This window comes from Shewanella morhuae (assembly GCF_900156405.1).
GTDB lineage: Bacteria > Pseudomonadota > Gammaproteobacteria > Enterobacterales > Shewanellaceae > Shewanella > Shewanella morhuae.
Genome location: NZ_FTNN01000011.1, coordinates 120,580 through 134,950 on the forward strand (window position 1 = coordinate 120,580; position 14,371 = coordinate 134,950).

At 43.4% G+C, this 14,371-nt stretch carries 14 protein-coding genes and 1 pseudogene; 13 read left to right on the plus strand and 2 right to left on the minus strand.

Annotated features, from left to right (window positions below; all coding sequences use genetic code 11):
• The first annotated feature begins 140 nt into the window (after nt 1-140).
• The 9 genes from cmk (at nt 141) to BW947_RS13650 (ending at nt 8,865) form a co-directional block, all read left to right on the plus strand.
• The gene (cmk, locus tag BW947_RS13610; RefSeq protein WP_076500438.1) at nt 141-833 is read left to right on the plus strand and encodes a (d)CMP kinase; all 693 of its coding nucleotides are present in this window, start codon (nt 141-143) and stop codon (nt 831-833) included.
• A gap of 102 nt (nt 834-935) precedes the next feature.
• Entirely contained in the window at nt 936-2,603 is a 1,668-nt protein-coding gene (rpsA, locus tag BW947_RS13615; RefSeq protein ID WP_006081719.1) for a 30S ribosomal protein S1, read from the plus strand.
• A 73-nt stretch (nt 2,604-2,676) separates the two neighbouring features.
• Nucleotides 2,677-2,964: an integration host factor subunit beta gene (gene ihfB / locus BW947_RS13620; RefSeq protein WP_006081718.1), complete on the plus strand. Its 288-nt coding sequence runs from the start codon at nt 2,677-2,679 to the stop codon at nt 2,962-2,964.
• A 112-nt stretch (nt 2,965-3,076) separates the two neighbouring features.
• A complete protein-coding gene (locus tag BW947_RS13625; protein ID WP_076500439.1) occupies nt 3,077-3,352 on the plus strand; it encodes a LapA family protein in 276 nt (91 codons plus the stop codon).
• Between the two features lies 1 nt (nt 3,353).
• Nucleotides 3,354-4,514, plus strand: coding sequence for a lipopolysaccharide assembly protein LapB (lapB, locus tag BW947_RS13630; protein WP_076500440.1), 1,161 nt, complete (start codon nt 3,354-3,356; stop codon nt 4,512-4,514).
• Between the two features lie 43 nt (nt 4,515-4,557).
• Nucleotides 4,558-5,256, plus strand: coding sequence for an orotidine-5'-phosphate decarboxylase (gene pyrF / locus BW947_RS13635; protein ID WP_076500442.1), 699 nt, complete (start codon nt 4,558-4,560; stop codon nt 5,254-5,256).
• 138 nt (nt 5,257-5,394) lie between these two features.
• The gene (locus tag BW947_RS13640) at nt 5,395-6,216 is read left to right on the plus strand and encodes an SDR family oxidoreductase (protein WP_076500443.1); all 822 of its coding nucleotides are present in this window, start codon (nt 5,395-5,397) and stop codon (nt 6,214-6,216) included.
• Between the two features lie 75 nt (nt 6,217-6,291).
• Complete coding sequence (locus BW947_RS13645) at nt 6,292-6,834, plus strand: DUF2058 domain-containing protein (RefSeq protein WP_076500444.1); 543 nt, start codon at nt 6,292-6,294, stop codon at nt 6,832-6,834.
• Between the two features lie 273 nt (nt 6,835-7,107).
• Complete coding sequence (locus tag BW947_RS13650) at nt 7,108-8,865, plus strand: acyl-CoA dehydrogenase family protein (RefSeq protein WP_076500445.1); 1,758 nt, start codon at nt 7,108-7,110, stop codon at nt 8,863-8,865.
• A gap of 99 nt (nt 8,866-8,964) precedes the next feature.
• On the opposite strand, the gene dacB is transcribed toward BW947_RS13650, so the two are convergent.
• Nucleotides 8,965-10,449, minus strand: a complete 1,485-nt coding sequence (dacB, locus tag BW947_RS13655) for a D-alanyl-D-alanine carboxypeptidase/D-alanyl-D-alanine endopeptidase (RefSeq protein WP_076500446.1) — start codon at nt 10,447-10,449, stop codon at nt 8,965-8,967.
• 69 nt (nt 10,450-10,518) lie between these two features.
• Complete coding sequence (locus BW947_RS18655) at nt 10,519-10,689, minus strand: hypothetical protein (protein ID WP_107882899.1); 171 nt, start codon at nt 10,687-10,689, stop codon at nt 10,519-10,521.
• Nucleotides 10,690-11,109: 420 nt separating this feature from the next.
• Between BW947_RS18655 and BW947_RS13660 the strand changes: the two genes are divergently transcribed.
• The 4 genes and pseudogenes from BW947_RS13660 to BW947_RS13675 all read left to right on the plus strand — a co-directional run.
• A complete protein-coding gene (locus BW947_RS13660; RefSeq protein WP_076500447.1) occupies nt 11,110-11,442 on the plus strand; it encodes a DUF1904 domain-containing protein in 333 nt (110 codons plus the stop codon).
• Nucleotides 11,443-11,453: 11 nt separating this feature from the next.
• Nucleotides 11,454-12,767 (plus strand): CDP-diacylglycerol--serine O-phosphatidyltransferase, encoded by a 1,314-nt coding sequence (gene pssA, locus BW947_RS13665; RefSeq protein ID WP_076500448.1) that lies wholly within the window; start codon nt 11,454-11,456, stop codon nt 12,765-12,767.
• 189 nt (nt 12,768-12,956) lie between these two features.
• Entirely contained in the window at nt 12,957-13,733 is a 777-nt protein-coding gene (locus tag BW947_RS13670) for a tRNA-uridine aminocarboxypropyltransferase (RefSeq protein ID WP_076500449.1), read from the plus strand.
• Nucleotides 13,734-13,859: 126 nt separating this feature from the next.
• Nucleotides 13,860-14,371 (plus strand): annotated as a pseudogene (locus tag BW947_RS13675) (IS30 family transposase); the annotation flags it as partial.

Below are 14,371 nucleotides of genomic sequence, written 5' to 3' on the forward strand. Positions count from 1 at the left end.
CAGCCGTATACATACGGCTGCAACTCCTCATAAAAAAATCCACGGTTTTTGTTTGTCTTTTATTGTATAATGCGGCGCGCTCATTTTCGGGGCTCACTTGATGAACTCACGGATGATGGTTATTTTTTGCGGAGGAATATATGTCTGAACGGGCTCCTGTAGTCACAATCGACGGCCCAAGCGGTGCTGGCAAAGGTACGATTAGTCAATTATTAGCCCAGCATTTAGGCTGGCAACTACTTGATAGTGGCGCTATTTACCGAGTTCTTGCGCTTGCAGCAATTCATCACAACGTTGAACTGGATAATGAAGAGTCTATCACGTTGTTAGCAGCACACCTTGATGTGAAGTTTCTAACAGGCACTGATAAAGATCCGGTTCAAGTCATATTAGAAGGTGAGGACGTCACCACTGATATACGCACCCAAGAGTGTTCTAATGCTGCGTCAAAAGTCGCTGCATTCCCAAGGGTGAGAGAAGCATTACTACGTCGTCAACGTGCTTTTAAAACAGCACCAGGATTAATTGCCGATGGTCGCGACATGGGAACGGTTGTTTTCCCCAATGCACTAGCAAAATTATATTTAACCGCCTCAGCTGAAGAGCGTGCCCAAAGACGCTATAATCAGTTGCAGGACAAGGGCTTCGATGTTAATATCGAACGCCTTTTAAGTGAAATTATCGAACGTGATGATCGCGATATGAATCGTCCGGTGGCTCCTTTAGTCCCCGCCGAGGATGCGCTCATTATCGATACTAGCGGTAAGGGTATTGATGAAGTGCTGGCGCTTGCGCTTAGCTTTATCAACCAAAAATTATCCGACGTTAACTAAGTTAGCCCACCGGGTAGGTATTCGTATTAAGGATGATACGGATAATTTGACTGACTCCACGTCTAGGACGGACAGTGGTTTAATAAATAAAGTAACCTAAACATGACTGAATCTTTTGCTGATCTATTTGAACAATCCCTTCAAACTCTGGAATTCCGTCCAGGTTCTATCGTTCGTGGTACTGTTGTATCAATCAAAAACGGTATGGTACTGGTTGACGCCGGTCTGAAGTCTGAAAGCCCAATCCCAGCTGAACAATTCAAAAACGCTCAAGGTGTTTTAGAAATCGCTGTTGGTGATGAAGTTGACGTAGCTCTTGACTCTGTTGAAGACGGCTTCGGTGAGACTCAACTGTCTCGCGAAAAAGCAAAACGTCATGAAGCTTGGATCGTTCTGGAAAAAGCTTATGAAGATGCTGAAACTGTAATCGGTATCATCAATGGTAAAGTTAAAGGCGGTTTCACTGTTGAATTAAACGGTATCCGTGCTTTCTTACCAGGTTCTCTAGTAGATGTGCGCCCAGTTCGCGACACCGCTCACTTAGAGTACAAAGAATTAGAATTCAAAGTTATTAAACTAGACCAGAAGCGTAACAACGTTGTTGTTTCTCGTCGTGCAGTTATCGAATCAGAAAGCAGCGCTGAGCGTGATGCACTGTTAGAAAACTTGCAAGAAGGTCAAGCTGTTAAAGGTATCGTTAAGAACCTGACTGACTACGGTGCATTCGTAGATTTAGGTGGTGTTGACGGTCTGCTACATATCACAGATATGGCGTGGAAGCGTGTTAAGCATCCATCAGAAATCGTCAATGTTGGCGATGAAATCAACGTTAAAGTACTGAAGTACGATCGTGAGCGCACTCGTGTGTCTCTAGGTCTGAAACAACTTGGCGAAGATCCATGGTTAGAAATCAGCAAGCGCTACCCAGAAAACACACGTTTAACGGGCCGCGTCACTAACCTAACTGACTACGGTTGCTTCGTCGAAATCGAAGAAGGCGTTGAAGGTCTGGTTCACGTTTCTGAAATGGATTGGACTAACAAGAACATTCACCCATCTAAAGTGGTTAACTTAGGTGATGAAGTTGAAGTTCTGGTTCTGGACATCGATGAAGAGCGTCGTCGTATTTCTCTAGGTCTGAAGCAATGTAAGACTAATCCATGGGATGACTTCGCAACTCGTTACAATAAAGGCGACAAGGTTTCTGGTAAGATCAAGTCAATCACTGACTTCGGTATCTTTATCGGTCTTGACGGCGGTATCGACGGTTTAGTTCACCTGTCTGACATTTCTTGGAACGGTACTGGCGAAGATGCAGTTTCTGAATATAAGAAAGGCGATGAAATCCATGCAGTGGTTCTGTCTGTAGATCCAGAGCGTGAGCGCATCAGCTTAGGTGTTAAGCAAACTGAAGATGATCCATTCAACGCATACTTAGCTGACAAGAAGAAAGGCACTATCGTAAACGGTACTGTTTCTGCTGTTGATGCTAAAGGTGTGACTGTTGAATTGGCCGACACTGTTGAAGGTTACATCCGTGTAGCTGACATTTCACGTGAGCGTATTGAAGATGCATCTACTGTCTACAATGTAGGCGATGCAATCGAAGCTAAGTTCATGGGTGTTGACCGTAAGAACCGCTCTATCAGCCTGTCAATCAAAGCGAAAGACGAAGCTGAAGAGAAAGAAGTAATGGCGACTCTGAACAAACAAGATGACGCTGTTATTAGCAATGCAATGGCTGAAGCGTTTAAAGCAGCTCGTAAATAATCGCCTGTTGTTTGGGGAGACTTATCTCCCCATTAGGCGACTGTGTTTGGCTTGATAATAGGGGATAGCTAAGATGACGAAATCTGAACTTATCGAAAAACTCGCCACCAGGCAGTCGCAGCTGTCGGCGAAAGAGGTAGAAGGCGCAATCAAAGAAATGTTGGAGCAAATGGCAACAACATTAGAAAGCGGTGATCGTATTGAGATCCGTGGCTTTGGTAGCTTCTCACTTCACTATCGTGCACCGCGGACTGGCCGTAATCCAAAGACGGGTTCATCTGTCGATTTGGAAGGTAAATATGTCCCGCACTTTAAGCCAGGCAAAGAACTGCGCGAACGTGTTGATGCCGTTAATGTGTGATTGACCGTATAGTAAAAAGCCTCCATTAGGAGGCTTTTTTGTATCTATTGCTGGTCAGCTCAGTAAATTTCTTGGATAATCATTAAATTGAAACGCGTATAGGGAGTGCAGCGTGAAATCATTTGTGGCAACTGTGCTGGTAGCACTGTTATTTATTTTGGCGCTGATTTTTGGTGCGCGTAACGAACAAGTTGTGATGATTAGTTATTTTGTCGCACAGGGCGAGTATCGCCTGCCAGTTGTGTTGGCAGTAGTTTTTTTAGCTGGTTTCATGCTGAGTTGGTTAGTCGCGAGTTATTATATTGTTCGCTTGAGATTGAGCTTAGCGGCAACGAAGAAAAAGCTAAATCAAGTGCTTGCCAAAACTCCTCAGGATATAGACGCTTAATATGCTTGAGATCCTCTTTCTGTTGCTTCCTATCGCTGCCGCTTATGGTTGGTATATGGGGCGACGGAGCATAAGGCAGAATCAATCTAATCAACGTAAACAATTGAGCCGTGATTACTTTACAGGGCTTAACTTTCTGCTGTCGAATGAATCCGACAAAGCAGTTGATTTGTTTATTAGTATGCTCGATGTTGACGATGAAACTATCGACACTCATTTATCGCTTGGTTCGTTATTTCGTAAACGCGGCGAGGTTGACCGCTCCATTCGCATTCACCAAAATTTAATCGCTCGTCCTAGCTTAACCAACGAGCAGCGTGATATTGCGATGATGGAACTTGGCAAAGATTATCTGGCCGCAGGCTTTTATGACCGAGCTGAAGAAATCTTTATTAATCTCGTCAGTCAAGACGACCACAGCGAAGAGTCTGAAACTCAACTCATTGCAATCTATCAAGTGATTAAAGAGTGGCAAAAGGCGATTGACATCACTAAGCGTTTGAGCCGTAAACGTCAGCAAGTTTTAAAGCCATTAACGGCGCATTTTTATTGTCAGCTAGCTGATGAAGCGAGCGTCGATGCACAAAAAATTAAATTACTGCAACAGGCACTTAAACAAGATCCTCAGTGTGGCCGAGCTTTATTAACCTTAGCTAAAAAATTCCTCGATATTCAAGATTATGATCAATGTAAACAAATGCTGCTGCAGTTGAAAAATGCGGATATTGAGCTGTTTGCCGATGCCATTGCGACGGCAAAACAAGTGTATCGTGACACTAACGATAAAGAAGGTTTCCAAGAATTGCTGGCAAGCGCTATGGCCGATGGCGCAGGGGCATCAGTTGTTGTCGCTTTAGCGCAGCACATGATCAGTTTAGATGAGATTAAAGCAGCAGAAACCATGGTTCTCGATGCGTTATATCGTCATCCAACCATGAAAGGCTTTCAGCACTTGATGCAAATGCATTTACGCCAAGCTGAAGAAGGGCAAGCCAAACAAAGTTTAACGCTGCTAGAACAACTCGTTGAGCAACAAATTAAATTCCGTCCAAGTTACCGTTGTAAAGAGTGTGGCTTCCCATCACATGCGCTTTACTGGCATTGTCCTTCTTGTAAACAGTGGGGCAGTATCAAGCGGATCAGAGGCTTGGATGGCGAGTAACCCATAAAATATTTATAGTTAGTGTAACTCTGTTGGAGAGATAATGACGACTAAACCTATCCTCGTAGCACTTGATTACGATAATAAAACCCATGCTTTACAATTGATAGATAGACTCGATCCCAACATGTGCCGCCTTAAAATTGGCAAAGAAATGTTTACCCTATTTGGCCCGCAATTGGTGCAAGATATTCATGGTCGTGGTTTTGATTTATTTCTCGATTTAAAATTCCACGATATACCTAATACTGTTGCTAAAGCCGTGGCTGCGGCTGCAGAACTGGGTGTGTGGATGACAAATGTGCATGCCAGTGGTGGTTTAGCCATGATGGAAGCAGCAAAAAAAGCATTGCTGCCCTACGGTGATAAAGCGCCGCTGCTGATTGCTGTGACGGTATTAACCTCTATGAGTGATGCCGATCTTAAATTACTCGGTATCAATGTACCTACTTTTGAACATGTGCAGCGTTTAGCTAAACTCACAAAGCAAGCAGGGCTTGACGGCGTGGTGTGCTCAGCACAAGAAGCGACGGTATTAAAAACACTGCTGGGTAAAGAGTTTAACTTAGTGACGCCAGGTATTCGTCCTGTTGGCAGCGATGCTGGCGATCAACATAGGGTGATGACGCCGCCTCAAGCCATCGCAGCAGGCTCTGATTATTTGGTGATTGGCAGACCGATTACCCAAGCAGCCGATCCCTTGGCGGCATTGCAAGCTATTCATCAATCGTTGCAGCAATGAGCTAGAATGTTTGAATGATACCGCTGATACATCATGCTCTTGCGCAATGATAAAACGATTGAAGTTGTATTTTTGATAGCAATATGAAAATACTAATTACAGGATTAATGCTTATTTTGTTGTTCACGGAGAGCTTCTATGTTTAACGCTACGATGTTTAATTATCACGGTAAGAATGTTGTCGTTGTCGGTGGGACCAGTGGGATTAATCTTGCAATTGCTATTGCGTTTGCACAAGCTGGCGCCAATGTAGCAGTGGCTAGTCGCAAGCAAGATAAAATTGATGCCGCTGTTTTGCAGTTGCAACAGGCTAACCCTGATGGCATTCATTTTGGGGTGAGCTTTGATGTACGTGATTTAAGTGCACTCGAAGTAGGTTTTGATAAAATTGCCTCCGAGTTTGGCTTTATCGATGTGCTCGTCAGTGGCGCAGCGGGTAATTTCCCGGCCAGCGCCGCTAACTTGTCCGCCAATGGTTTTAAGTCCGTAATGGATATTGATTTACTGGGAAGCTTTCAAGTTCTCAAACAAGCTTACCCTTTGTTACGTCGTCCCAATGGCAGTATTATTCAGATTTCAGCGCCGCAAGCTTCAATTGCGATGCCAATGCAGGTGCATGTTTGTGCTGCTAAAGCGGGCGTTGATATGTTAACGCGCACGCTTGCATTAGAATGGGGTTGTGAAGGGATAAGGATAAACTCCATTATGCCTGGCCCTATTGCTGATACAGAAGGTTTTAATCGTCTGGCTCCTAGTGTGGCATTACAGCAAAAAGTGGCCCAATCCGTTCCGCTAAAACGTAATGGTACAGGTCAAGATATCGCTAATGCCGCGCTATTCTTGGGCTCTGAATTGGCATCTTACATTACGGGAGTCGTGTTACCAGTAGATGGCGGTTGGTCACTGGGCGGTGCCAGTATCGCAATGACAGAACTTGGCGAATTAGCCGCAAAAATGTAATTTAGTTTTAAGCGTCGATAATTAATTCCACATCGGCCTCTTGTGTTTATAAATAGATTAAATAGGTAATGATCCATGGCTAATGCATTACAAGAGCAATTACTCAAAGCTGGGCTTGCCAGTAAACAAAAGGCGCGAGACCTTAAAACCCAACAACGCCGTGACAAAAAATCACGCATAGACGATGGCTCTGGTGTATTTAAGCAAGAAGTAGCAGAGCAAAAACGTTTGCAGGCACAAAAAGATAAAGCGCTCAATGAGCAACGTTTTGCCGAAGCATCAGAGCGTGGACAAGTGCGCGGATTAATCACAGAGTTCACCCAGTTTGCGATTAAAATTCCTGCCTATGCTGAAGTTAAATTTAACTATACTCTTGATAATAAAATCTATTCTTTATATGTAGATGAAAAATTACAGGCAGAATTACTCAAAGGGCAGTTAGGTATAGTGCGTTACGAAGACAAGAGTTACTTAGTACCGCATAAGTTAGCTGAGCGAGTGAAACTGTTAGTGCCACAATGGTGCGGATATTTATGGCAACAGGATAGCGCTAAAGCCGTAGTGGTTGAAGATGATCCCTATGCTAATTATGCGATTCCAGATGATTTAATGTGGTAATGGTCGTAAGCGTGAGCTGACGCTGCGACAATTCAGTTGTATAACTTATAAAATAGAGACCCTTAAGATTGCTTAAGGGTTTTTTTATGGGTTTAATTTGTACTTAGCTCACACACTTTTATATCTAACCCAGCTTAAAAGTTACCGCTATTCGAAAGTTGAGGCTAGTTAGGGGGATATTATTCGCGGTTGTATTTGTAATGAGATTGTTTTCTACATTGAACTGGTATAAATTAAAACAACTGTTTTAATTCTACGTTTAAGAGTCTACCAATGAACCCTTACCAAGCCCCGTTGACGGATATGCGTTTCCTGCTAGAACAGGTATTTGATGCTCCTACTACTTGGGCACAATTGCCTGATATTGCTGAAATAGTCGATATCGATACCGCGAACGCCATTCTTGAAGAAGCGGCAAAAATTAGCAGTGACTTAATCCATCCACTGAACCGGAGCGGCGATGAGCAGGGCGTGTTGCATCAAGATAATCAAGTGATCACTCCTGATGGTTATAAGGCCGTTTATGAACAGTATTCGCAGGGCGGCTGGATTGGTTTGTGTGGTGACGCTGAGTTTGGTGGCATGGGCATGCCCAAAATGCTGGGGATCTTAGTTGATGAAATGGCCTACAGCGCCTGCAATGCCTTTACACTTTATGGCTCGTTAACGGCTGGGGCGGCTTTATGTATTAATGCCCACGGCAGCGAGGCATTAAAAAAAGCCTATTTACCTAAATTATATTCCGGTGAATGGGCTGGTGCTATGGATATGACAGAGCCGCAAGCAGGTTCTGATTTGCGTAGTATTCGCACGCGCGCACTGCCACATGACGATGGCAGTTATGCCATTACTGGGAGTAAGATTTTTATCACGGGTGGCGATCATGATTTAACTGAAAACGTTATTCATTTAGTGTTAGCTAAATTGCCTGATAGCAAAGGGATTTCACTTTTCCTTGTACCTAAAATATTGATTAATACTGATGGCAACTTAGCTAATCCAAACGGTGTATCAGTCGGTTCTATTGAGCACAAAATGGGCCTTAAAGGTTCTGCGACCTGTGTGATGAATTATGACAACGCCCAAGGTTACTTGATTGGTGAGCCTAATCGCGGCCTAGTGTGTATGTTCACTATGATGAACTACGAACGTTTAGCGATTGGTATTCAAGGGCTTGGTAGTGCTCAGGCAGCGTACCAAATGGCAGCCGATTACGCTAAAGAGCGTAATCAAGGCGTTGCCGCTGGCGGATCGCCAACCGGTAGTGAATCCGATCCAATTATCGTTCATGGCGATGTGCGCCGTATGTTGCTTACCATACGCGCCATGACAGAAGCTGGCCGTGCTTTGTCGGTATTTACAGGGCAACAGCTTGATTTAGCTAAATATGCTCAAGATGATGTTAAAGCCAAAGCGGCGCGTTATGTAGGATTATTAACCCCAGTTGCTAAGGCATTTTTAACTGATCGCGGTTTAGATGCCACTATCATGGCTCAACAGGTCTTTGGTGGACATGGTTATATTCGTGAAACCGGCATTGAGCAATTAGTGCGTGATACCCGTATCGCACAGATTTATGAAGGCACGAATGGTATTCAAGCAATTGATTTTCTTGGTCGTAAAGTCACTGGCGATAATCTAGCGGCGTTAAACGAATTTGTGGCTGACTTAAAGGCACAAATGCGAGCATTTACCCATGTTGATGCTGTGAAAGTGGCAGCAGTGAGCTCACGTTTAGATGCATTAGTCGTTGTTGCTGAGTCAGTTAATCAGCATAAAGTAGCTCAGCCAGCGCTAATTAATGCCTGCGCGGTCGACTTTTTAGATGCCTTTGGTTACACGCTTTATGGATTTTACTGGTTGGCTATGGTCGATAAAGTGACCGACCACGAAGATAAAGTCTTTGCCGAGCAGAAAAATTACTTAGCTAAGTTCTATTTTGATAAGTTATTGCCTAAAGCGGATTATCATATCGCCCAAGTACGCGCGGGTGACACAACCACAATGGCGATGCCGGCGGAGTTGTTTTAATCAATATATGTTAACTTTAGTAAATTAAAAGCACTGAGTTTTCAGTGCTTTTTTATTGCAGTTGTAGCAGTTATTCAAGTATTCAAGCTGAAATATGAGCTAGTTTATTGCGATATTAACTACTTCAGTGGTCGGTGAGGGCAATTGCAGTATTGAAATTAAGTGCTGCAGAAACTCAGCATTAAAAGACATTTTATGTTGTTTTTTGACATCAGGACTCATACCATTTTCAAGTACCACAAATAGCGTGTCGCTACGCTGTGGCAAGCGAATAAAACCTGCGAGATTAGATACGCCTTGCATTGACCCTGTTTTGGCAAAAACTTGCTGTTTAAGTGGGGGCTTATTGTAGCCTAAACGGTATTTTAACGTACCGCTCACGCCTGCTTGCGGCAAACTGGCCATTAATGGACTAAAGCGACTATCTTGATGCATTAACGTAAGAACGGCTGCGAGTTGCTTAGCATTAAGCAAGTTATAGCGTGATAATCCCGAGCCATCGACAATCTTGGCATTGGTTAAATCAATCCCTAAATCAGTTAAAATGCGGTTCATCGCTACCGCGCCATTGGTAAAGCTGCCTTGGGTATTGAAATAACTTTTACCCAGTTGTTTAAACAAACTGTCGGCGATTAAGTTATCTGATTTAAGTAACATAGTATCTAGCAATACTGGTAACGGCGCTGAGCTATGGCTGGCAATGAGTTTTGCCTTTTTAGGTAAACTTGCCCCGAGTTGAACCTTACCTGCCAGTAACATCTCCCCCTTAAGTTGAAAGGTCAGAGTATCTTGAGCAAACTTAAGTGGGTCTGTCACTGCAATCGCTAATGGAATAGCCTCAGCACCTGGATAACAGCCACGTAGGTGGTAGCTATTTTGGCCTAATCGCATCAAATCGAGCTGGCAAAATTCACGGATCGCCTTTTGATCAAACACGGCATCACTACTGATTTTTATACCGTAGCTTCCCGTTCGTAGACTTACCTGTGAGGGTTTATTGGCGGTGCTAGGGCTGAACTGACCATAGATACAATTCTGATTAATAATGTAGCTCGATACTGGCGCAGCAAAGCAAATCCCTAGATCATCCCATACCCAGCCTGGAGCTTGTAATTGCTCCTGTTTATCGCCGATTAAATACAAATGCCCATCAATACGGTTAATACCTTGTTTGACTAAACTGGCAAAAATGGCTTTGAGATCGGCTTGAGTGAGGGTGGGGTCGCCACTAAAACGCAAATAGACACTGCCAGCGATATGGCCTTTACGTATAGGAGCATCGCTCCATAATTCAGTGACATATCTAAAATCAGCACCAAGCTGAGCCATAGCGCTTACCGCCGTGAGCAGCTTTTGAGTACTGGCAGGAATAAAAAGTGTTTCAGCCTGTTGGCTATATATGACTTGACGATTAGCCATATCCATTGCAAGCAGTGCAACTTGAGAATACCGAGGGCTTAATTCGCTGACGGCTTGGCTCAATGATTGTGCTAGATCACTTTGAGTTTGCTCTGCATAGGTGAGATTATGACTTGCAGCTAAGATTAATCCTGTGCACAGTGTAGTTCTTAATAACATATCCATTTAACGAGCAACCCAATCAGTCCAAATCAACATTAAAAGGAACTGAGTGTGATATAGCCATGAACAGGGCTAATCCTCATTATTATCCTTTTCCATTAAGCGGTATAAACGTAAGGTAACAAATAATACCAGCCCAATAAACAGTGGCAGGATGAATAATCCCAATTGGGCTTTAAAGTGAAAAATTCCCCAAGCAAATAGCAATGTTAGCGCTAGGGTGAGTAAGATTTTCTTATTCATTTTCTGTCTCTTTTATGGCAGTGGTTTAATCAGTAAAAGTCGCTTTAGTTTACGTTAAAACACCTTATTCAGGGTGAAAGACAAGTGTTTTAAAGGAGTATTTTGTGATTCAGCCATCAGGTTATTGACGTTTTAGCCAATTTTTGCGCCATTAACGTGGGTTAAATACGGTGGTGAAAAGCATAATAGTTGGTTTTACAACCTAAAAAAGCCTCTTTTTAAGCGGGTAGCGATAAAGGTACTATCCGAGTATATTTTGCCTAAATGTGTTCACTTTACAGGTATAAAATCGTCTAAGGTCAAATTACCAACAAAACCGCGAGGTTTAAGAGGACTTTTGGGAGAAAAGTCTTGCCGAGACGGGGTGAAGTCGGTAATTTCTAATCCTTACGATTTTAGGTTCTTAGGTAACAACTAAACATGCCACATATTAGTATGCGCGGCCTACCACAAACGGTCGTTGCAGCATTCAGCCAAACATTACTGCAGTCATTGGCGGATATATGTAAAGGTAATGTAGAGAGTTTCACATTAGATTGGATCCCAAGCATCAGTTTTCGAAATGGAAAAATTGATCAACGTTTCGTCCAAGTTGAATTACTCTGGTTTCCTAAGGATCCTGATATCCATCTAAAAGTCGAACAAACGATCAGGCTGGCAGTCATAGAGGCCTATCCAGAATTAACTCACATTGCGGTGATGTTTTTATCACTTAACCCCAGTACTTCTTATCGGGGTGGTCAGCATGTTTAAAGGAGGATGCCTTGCTAGATAAGCTTGGTGGAATAGCCGTTCAACCCGAGGCTTTAACGTGGTTGCTCACGCCATGCCGCTTCAAGGCAGAATTACTTGCTCGCATTGCAAGCGCAAAGCACAGTATTTATATTGCGGCACTGTATTTAGAAGATGACGAAGCTGGCCGTGAGATATTACAAGCGCTGATGGCTGCCAAAGCGGCTAATCCTGCACTTGATATAAAAGTGTTAGTTGATTTTCATCGCGCTAGGCGTGGTCTGATTGGTCACAAAGGCGATAGCGGTAACTATTTAATGTACCGCAGGGTTATGGCTGAAGCTGAACATCCAATTGAAGTTTTAGGTGTGCCAGTTAAGTCGCGTGAGTTTATGGGCGTACTGCATCTTAAGGGTTTTATTATTGATGATGCGGTGATTTATAGCGGTGCTAGTCTTAACAATATTTATTTACAGCAACATGATAAATATCGATTCGATCGTTATCATTTGATTGAGTCGGCGGAGTTAGCCCGCAGTATGCGAGCCATGATCCAGACGAATATCATTGCTGATCCTGCGGTGTGTTCGCTCACGCAAGAAGCGGCAGAAGAAGTGCTCCCTCCTAAAGCTGATATGCGTAGCTTTAAGTTGAGATTATCTGACGTTGAGTACCAATTTAAAGCAACTAATGCAGGTAATCGAATTACCCCGTTACTGGGTTTAGGGCGGAAGAAAAATCTGCTCAATAAAGTGGTGGTGGCTTTAGTGGAGGAATCCAAGGAGTCGTTGTTTATCTGCACTCCTTACTTTAACCCTCCTTATATTTTAGTACGTGCTTTATCTAAGCACTTACGCAAAGGTAAACGTATCGATATCGTAGTGGGTGATAAAACGGCTAACGATTTTTATATTCCACCCGAGCAGGATTTCTCTACAATAGGTGCGCTGCCTTATATGTATGAGCAATCTCTACGTAAATTTGCTAAACGGCAACAATGGGCAATTGATAATGGTCAGTTAAATATTCATCTGTGGAAGCATGGCATTAACAGTTATCACCTCAAGGGTATCAGTGCTGACGGTAATAAACATTTGATCACGGGTTCTAATTTGAACCCAAGAGCTTGGGCGCTAGATTTAGAGAATGGTTTATTGATCCAAGATGAGACCGGCTGCTGGAAAAGCCAGTTTGAAGCAGAGCAAGCCCATATTTTGGAACACACACAGCGGTTATATCACTACAGCCAAGTGGATACGTTACAGAGCTATCCTGCGCCAGTGAAAAAGATCATGACCCGCATTCGTCGCCTTAAAGCCGACTTTTTACTGCGACGTATTTTATAGTTTTTTAAGTGGATCACCGTTTATGATGCACCAAAAAGCCACAGAGATGTGGCTTTTTATTTTGGATGAATTGCACCTCTTATCAGCAAGAGATAAACTGAGAAGCTGCGATATAAGATAGCTTAGGCTATAAATCTAGGCTCTTAATTATCGCGATCCCGATTAAGTTTTAATAGAGAATTGGTTTTTATGGCTTTAGCCCCCCATGCTGTACATCGTTTATATCAATATCGAAAATCAATCTCGACTAAGCCCTTTGGTGCACGTGGTAAAAGCCTAATCCGTTGTCCATTATGCCTATTAGGCGAGCAATTTTGTACCTGTGCGCTACGGCGTCAGTTACACACTCAAGCCAGTTTCTTGCTAATTATGTATAACGACGAAGTATTAAAACCGACTAATAGCGGCCGCTTAATTGCCGATTTAATCCCTGATACCCATGCTTTTCTTTGGTCAAGACTCGCCCCAGAGTCAGAGTTATTGGCGCTATTAACATCACCACAATATCAACCATTTTTGGTGTTTCCAGCCCAGTATGCAGAACCAGGACAAACGGTTTTGAGCCAAGTCCCGCCGCCGATGCTAACACAAGGTAAGCGGCCACTGCTTATCATGCTCGATGGCAGTTGGCGAGAAGCGATTAAGATGTTTCGTAAGAGTCCTTACTTACACGCGTTGCCGTTGTTGTCCTTCGATCCTGATACGCTGGCAACTTATGCATTGCGTAAAGGCAGTCATGATTTTCAACTTGGCACCGCTGAGGTCGCTTCATTAGCATTAGGCGCAATGGGGGAGGCCGCTAATGGTAAGGCCTTAAGTACATGGTTTGATTTATTTGTTGAGTCATCTTTATTGGGGCGTAATCGCCGTTGTCGTGAAGATTTACTACCCATTACAATTTTCACTGATGCGTTTGAACAAGCCTTGATGCTGGCAAATAATAGCCATAGTCCAGAGTTCAGATAATAACTGCGACACTCTAATTGAGGTGTAGAAGAAGCCAACTGCTGAAAATTGGTACGCTTTATCTCGCCAAAGTAAAAGAGTATCACCATGAATTATCAACAGTTGACCGAAGCTAGACGATAGCAGATTTCAGTTCTGTTAGAACAGGCTTTTCGATAGCCATCATTGCCAAATGCATTCATTGTCATCGCTCCAGCGTGTATCGTGAGATAAAACGCGGCCAAGGACAACCACGCTGCAACCCAAAGATGTCACATCAAAAAGCAGTAGAACTTAGGCGTCAATCGGCTAAATATACGATACCTGAGCGACGAATAGAGAGCCTGCTGCTATTGCTGCAACTCGATTGGAGTCCAGAGCAGATTTCGCATGTATTGAGTCTTGTAAAAGAGCCTGTTAGCCATGAGTGGATTTATCGCTACATAGCGCGTAATAAACGCAATGGCGGCAAACTTTATCGTCATTTACGTCAAGGACATAAACGCTATCGTCGCGGTAAAGCAGAACAAGCGCCAACGATAAAAAATGCAGTATCGATTGACGAAAGACCCGCGATTGTCGATAGCAGAGAACGGTTTGGCGATTGGGAAATTGATACGGTCCTAGGTCAACACGGAACAGGCGCCATAGTGACAATA

Excerpts from the sequence above, each read along its gene's own strand:
- cmk (WP_076500438.1), top strand. The coding sequence starts at position 141 with ATGTCTGAACGGGCTCCTGTAGTCACAATCGACGGCCCAAGCGGTGCT.
- rpsA (WP_006081719.1), top strand. The coding sequence starts at position 936 with ATGACTGAATCTTTTGCTGATCTATTTGAACAATCCCTTCAAACTCTG.
- ihfB (WP_006081718.1), top strand. The coding sequence starts at position 2,677 with ATGACGAAATCTGAACTTATCGAAAAACTCGCCACCAGGCAGTCGCAG.
- lapB (WP_076500440.1), top strand. The coding sequence starts at position 3,354 with ATGCTTGAGATCCTCTTTCTGTTGCTTCCTATCGCTGCCGCTTATGGT.
- pyrF (WP_076500442.1), top strand. The coding sequence starts at position 4,558 with ATGACGACTAAACCTATCCTCGTAGCACTTGATTACGATAATAAAACC.
- BW947_RS13640 (WP_076500443.1), top strand. The coding sequence starts at position 5,395 with ATGTTTAACGCTACGATGTTTAATTATCACGGTAAGAATGTTGTCGTT.
- BW947_RS13645 (WP_076500444.1), top strand. The coding sequence starts at position 6,292 with ATGGCTAATGCATTACAAGAGCAATTACTCAAAGCTGGGCTTGCCAGT.
- BW947_RS13650 (WP_076500445.1), top strand. The coding sequence starts at position 7,108 with ATGAACCCTTACCAAGCCCCGTTGACGGATATGCGTTTCCTGCTAGAA.
- dacB (WP_076500446.1), bottom strand. The coding sequence starts at position 10,449 with ATGGATATGTTATTAAGAACTACACTGTGCACAGGATTAATCTTAGCT.
- BW947_RS18655 (WP_107882899.1), bottom strand. The coding sequence starts at position 10,689 with ATGAATAAGAAAATCTTACTCACCCTAGCGCTAACATTGCTATTTGCT.
- BW947_RS13660 (WP_076500447.1), top strand. The coding sequence starts at position 11,110 with ATGCCACATATTAGTATGCGCGGCCTACCACAAACGGTCGTTGCAGCA.
- BW947_RS13670 (WP_076500449.1), top strand. The coding sequence starts at position 12,957 with ATGGCTTTAGCCCCCCATGCTGTACATCGTTTATATCAATATCGAAAA.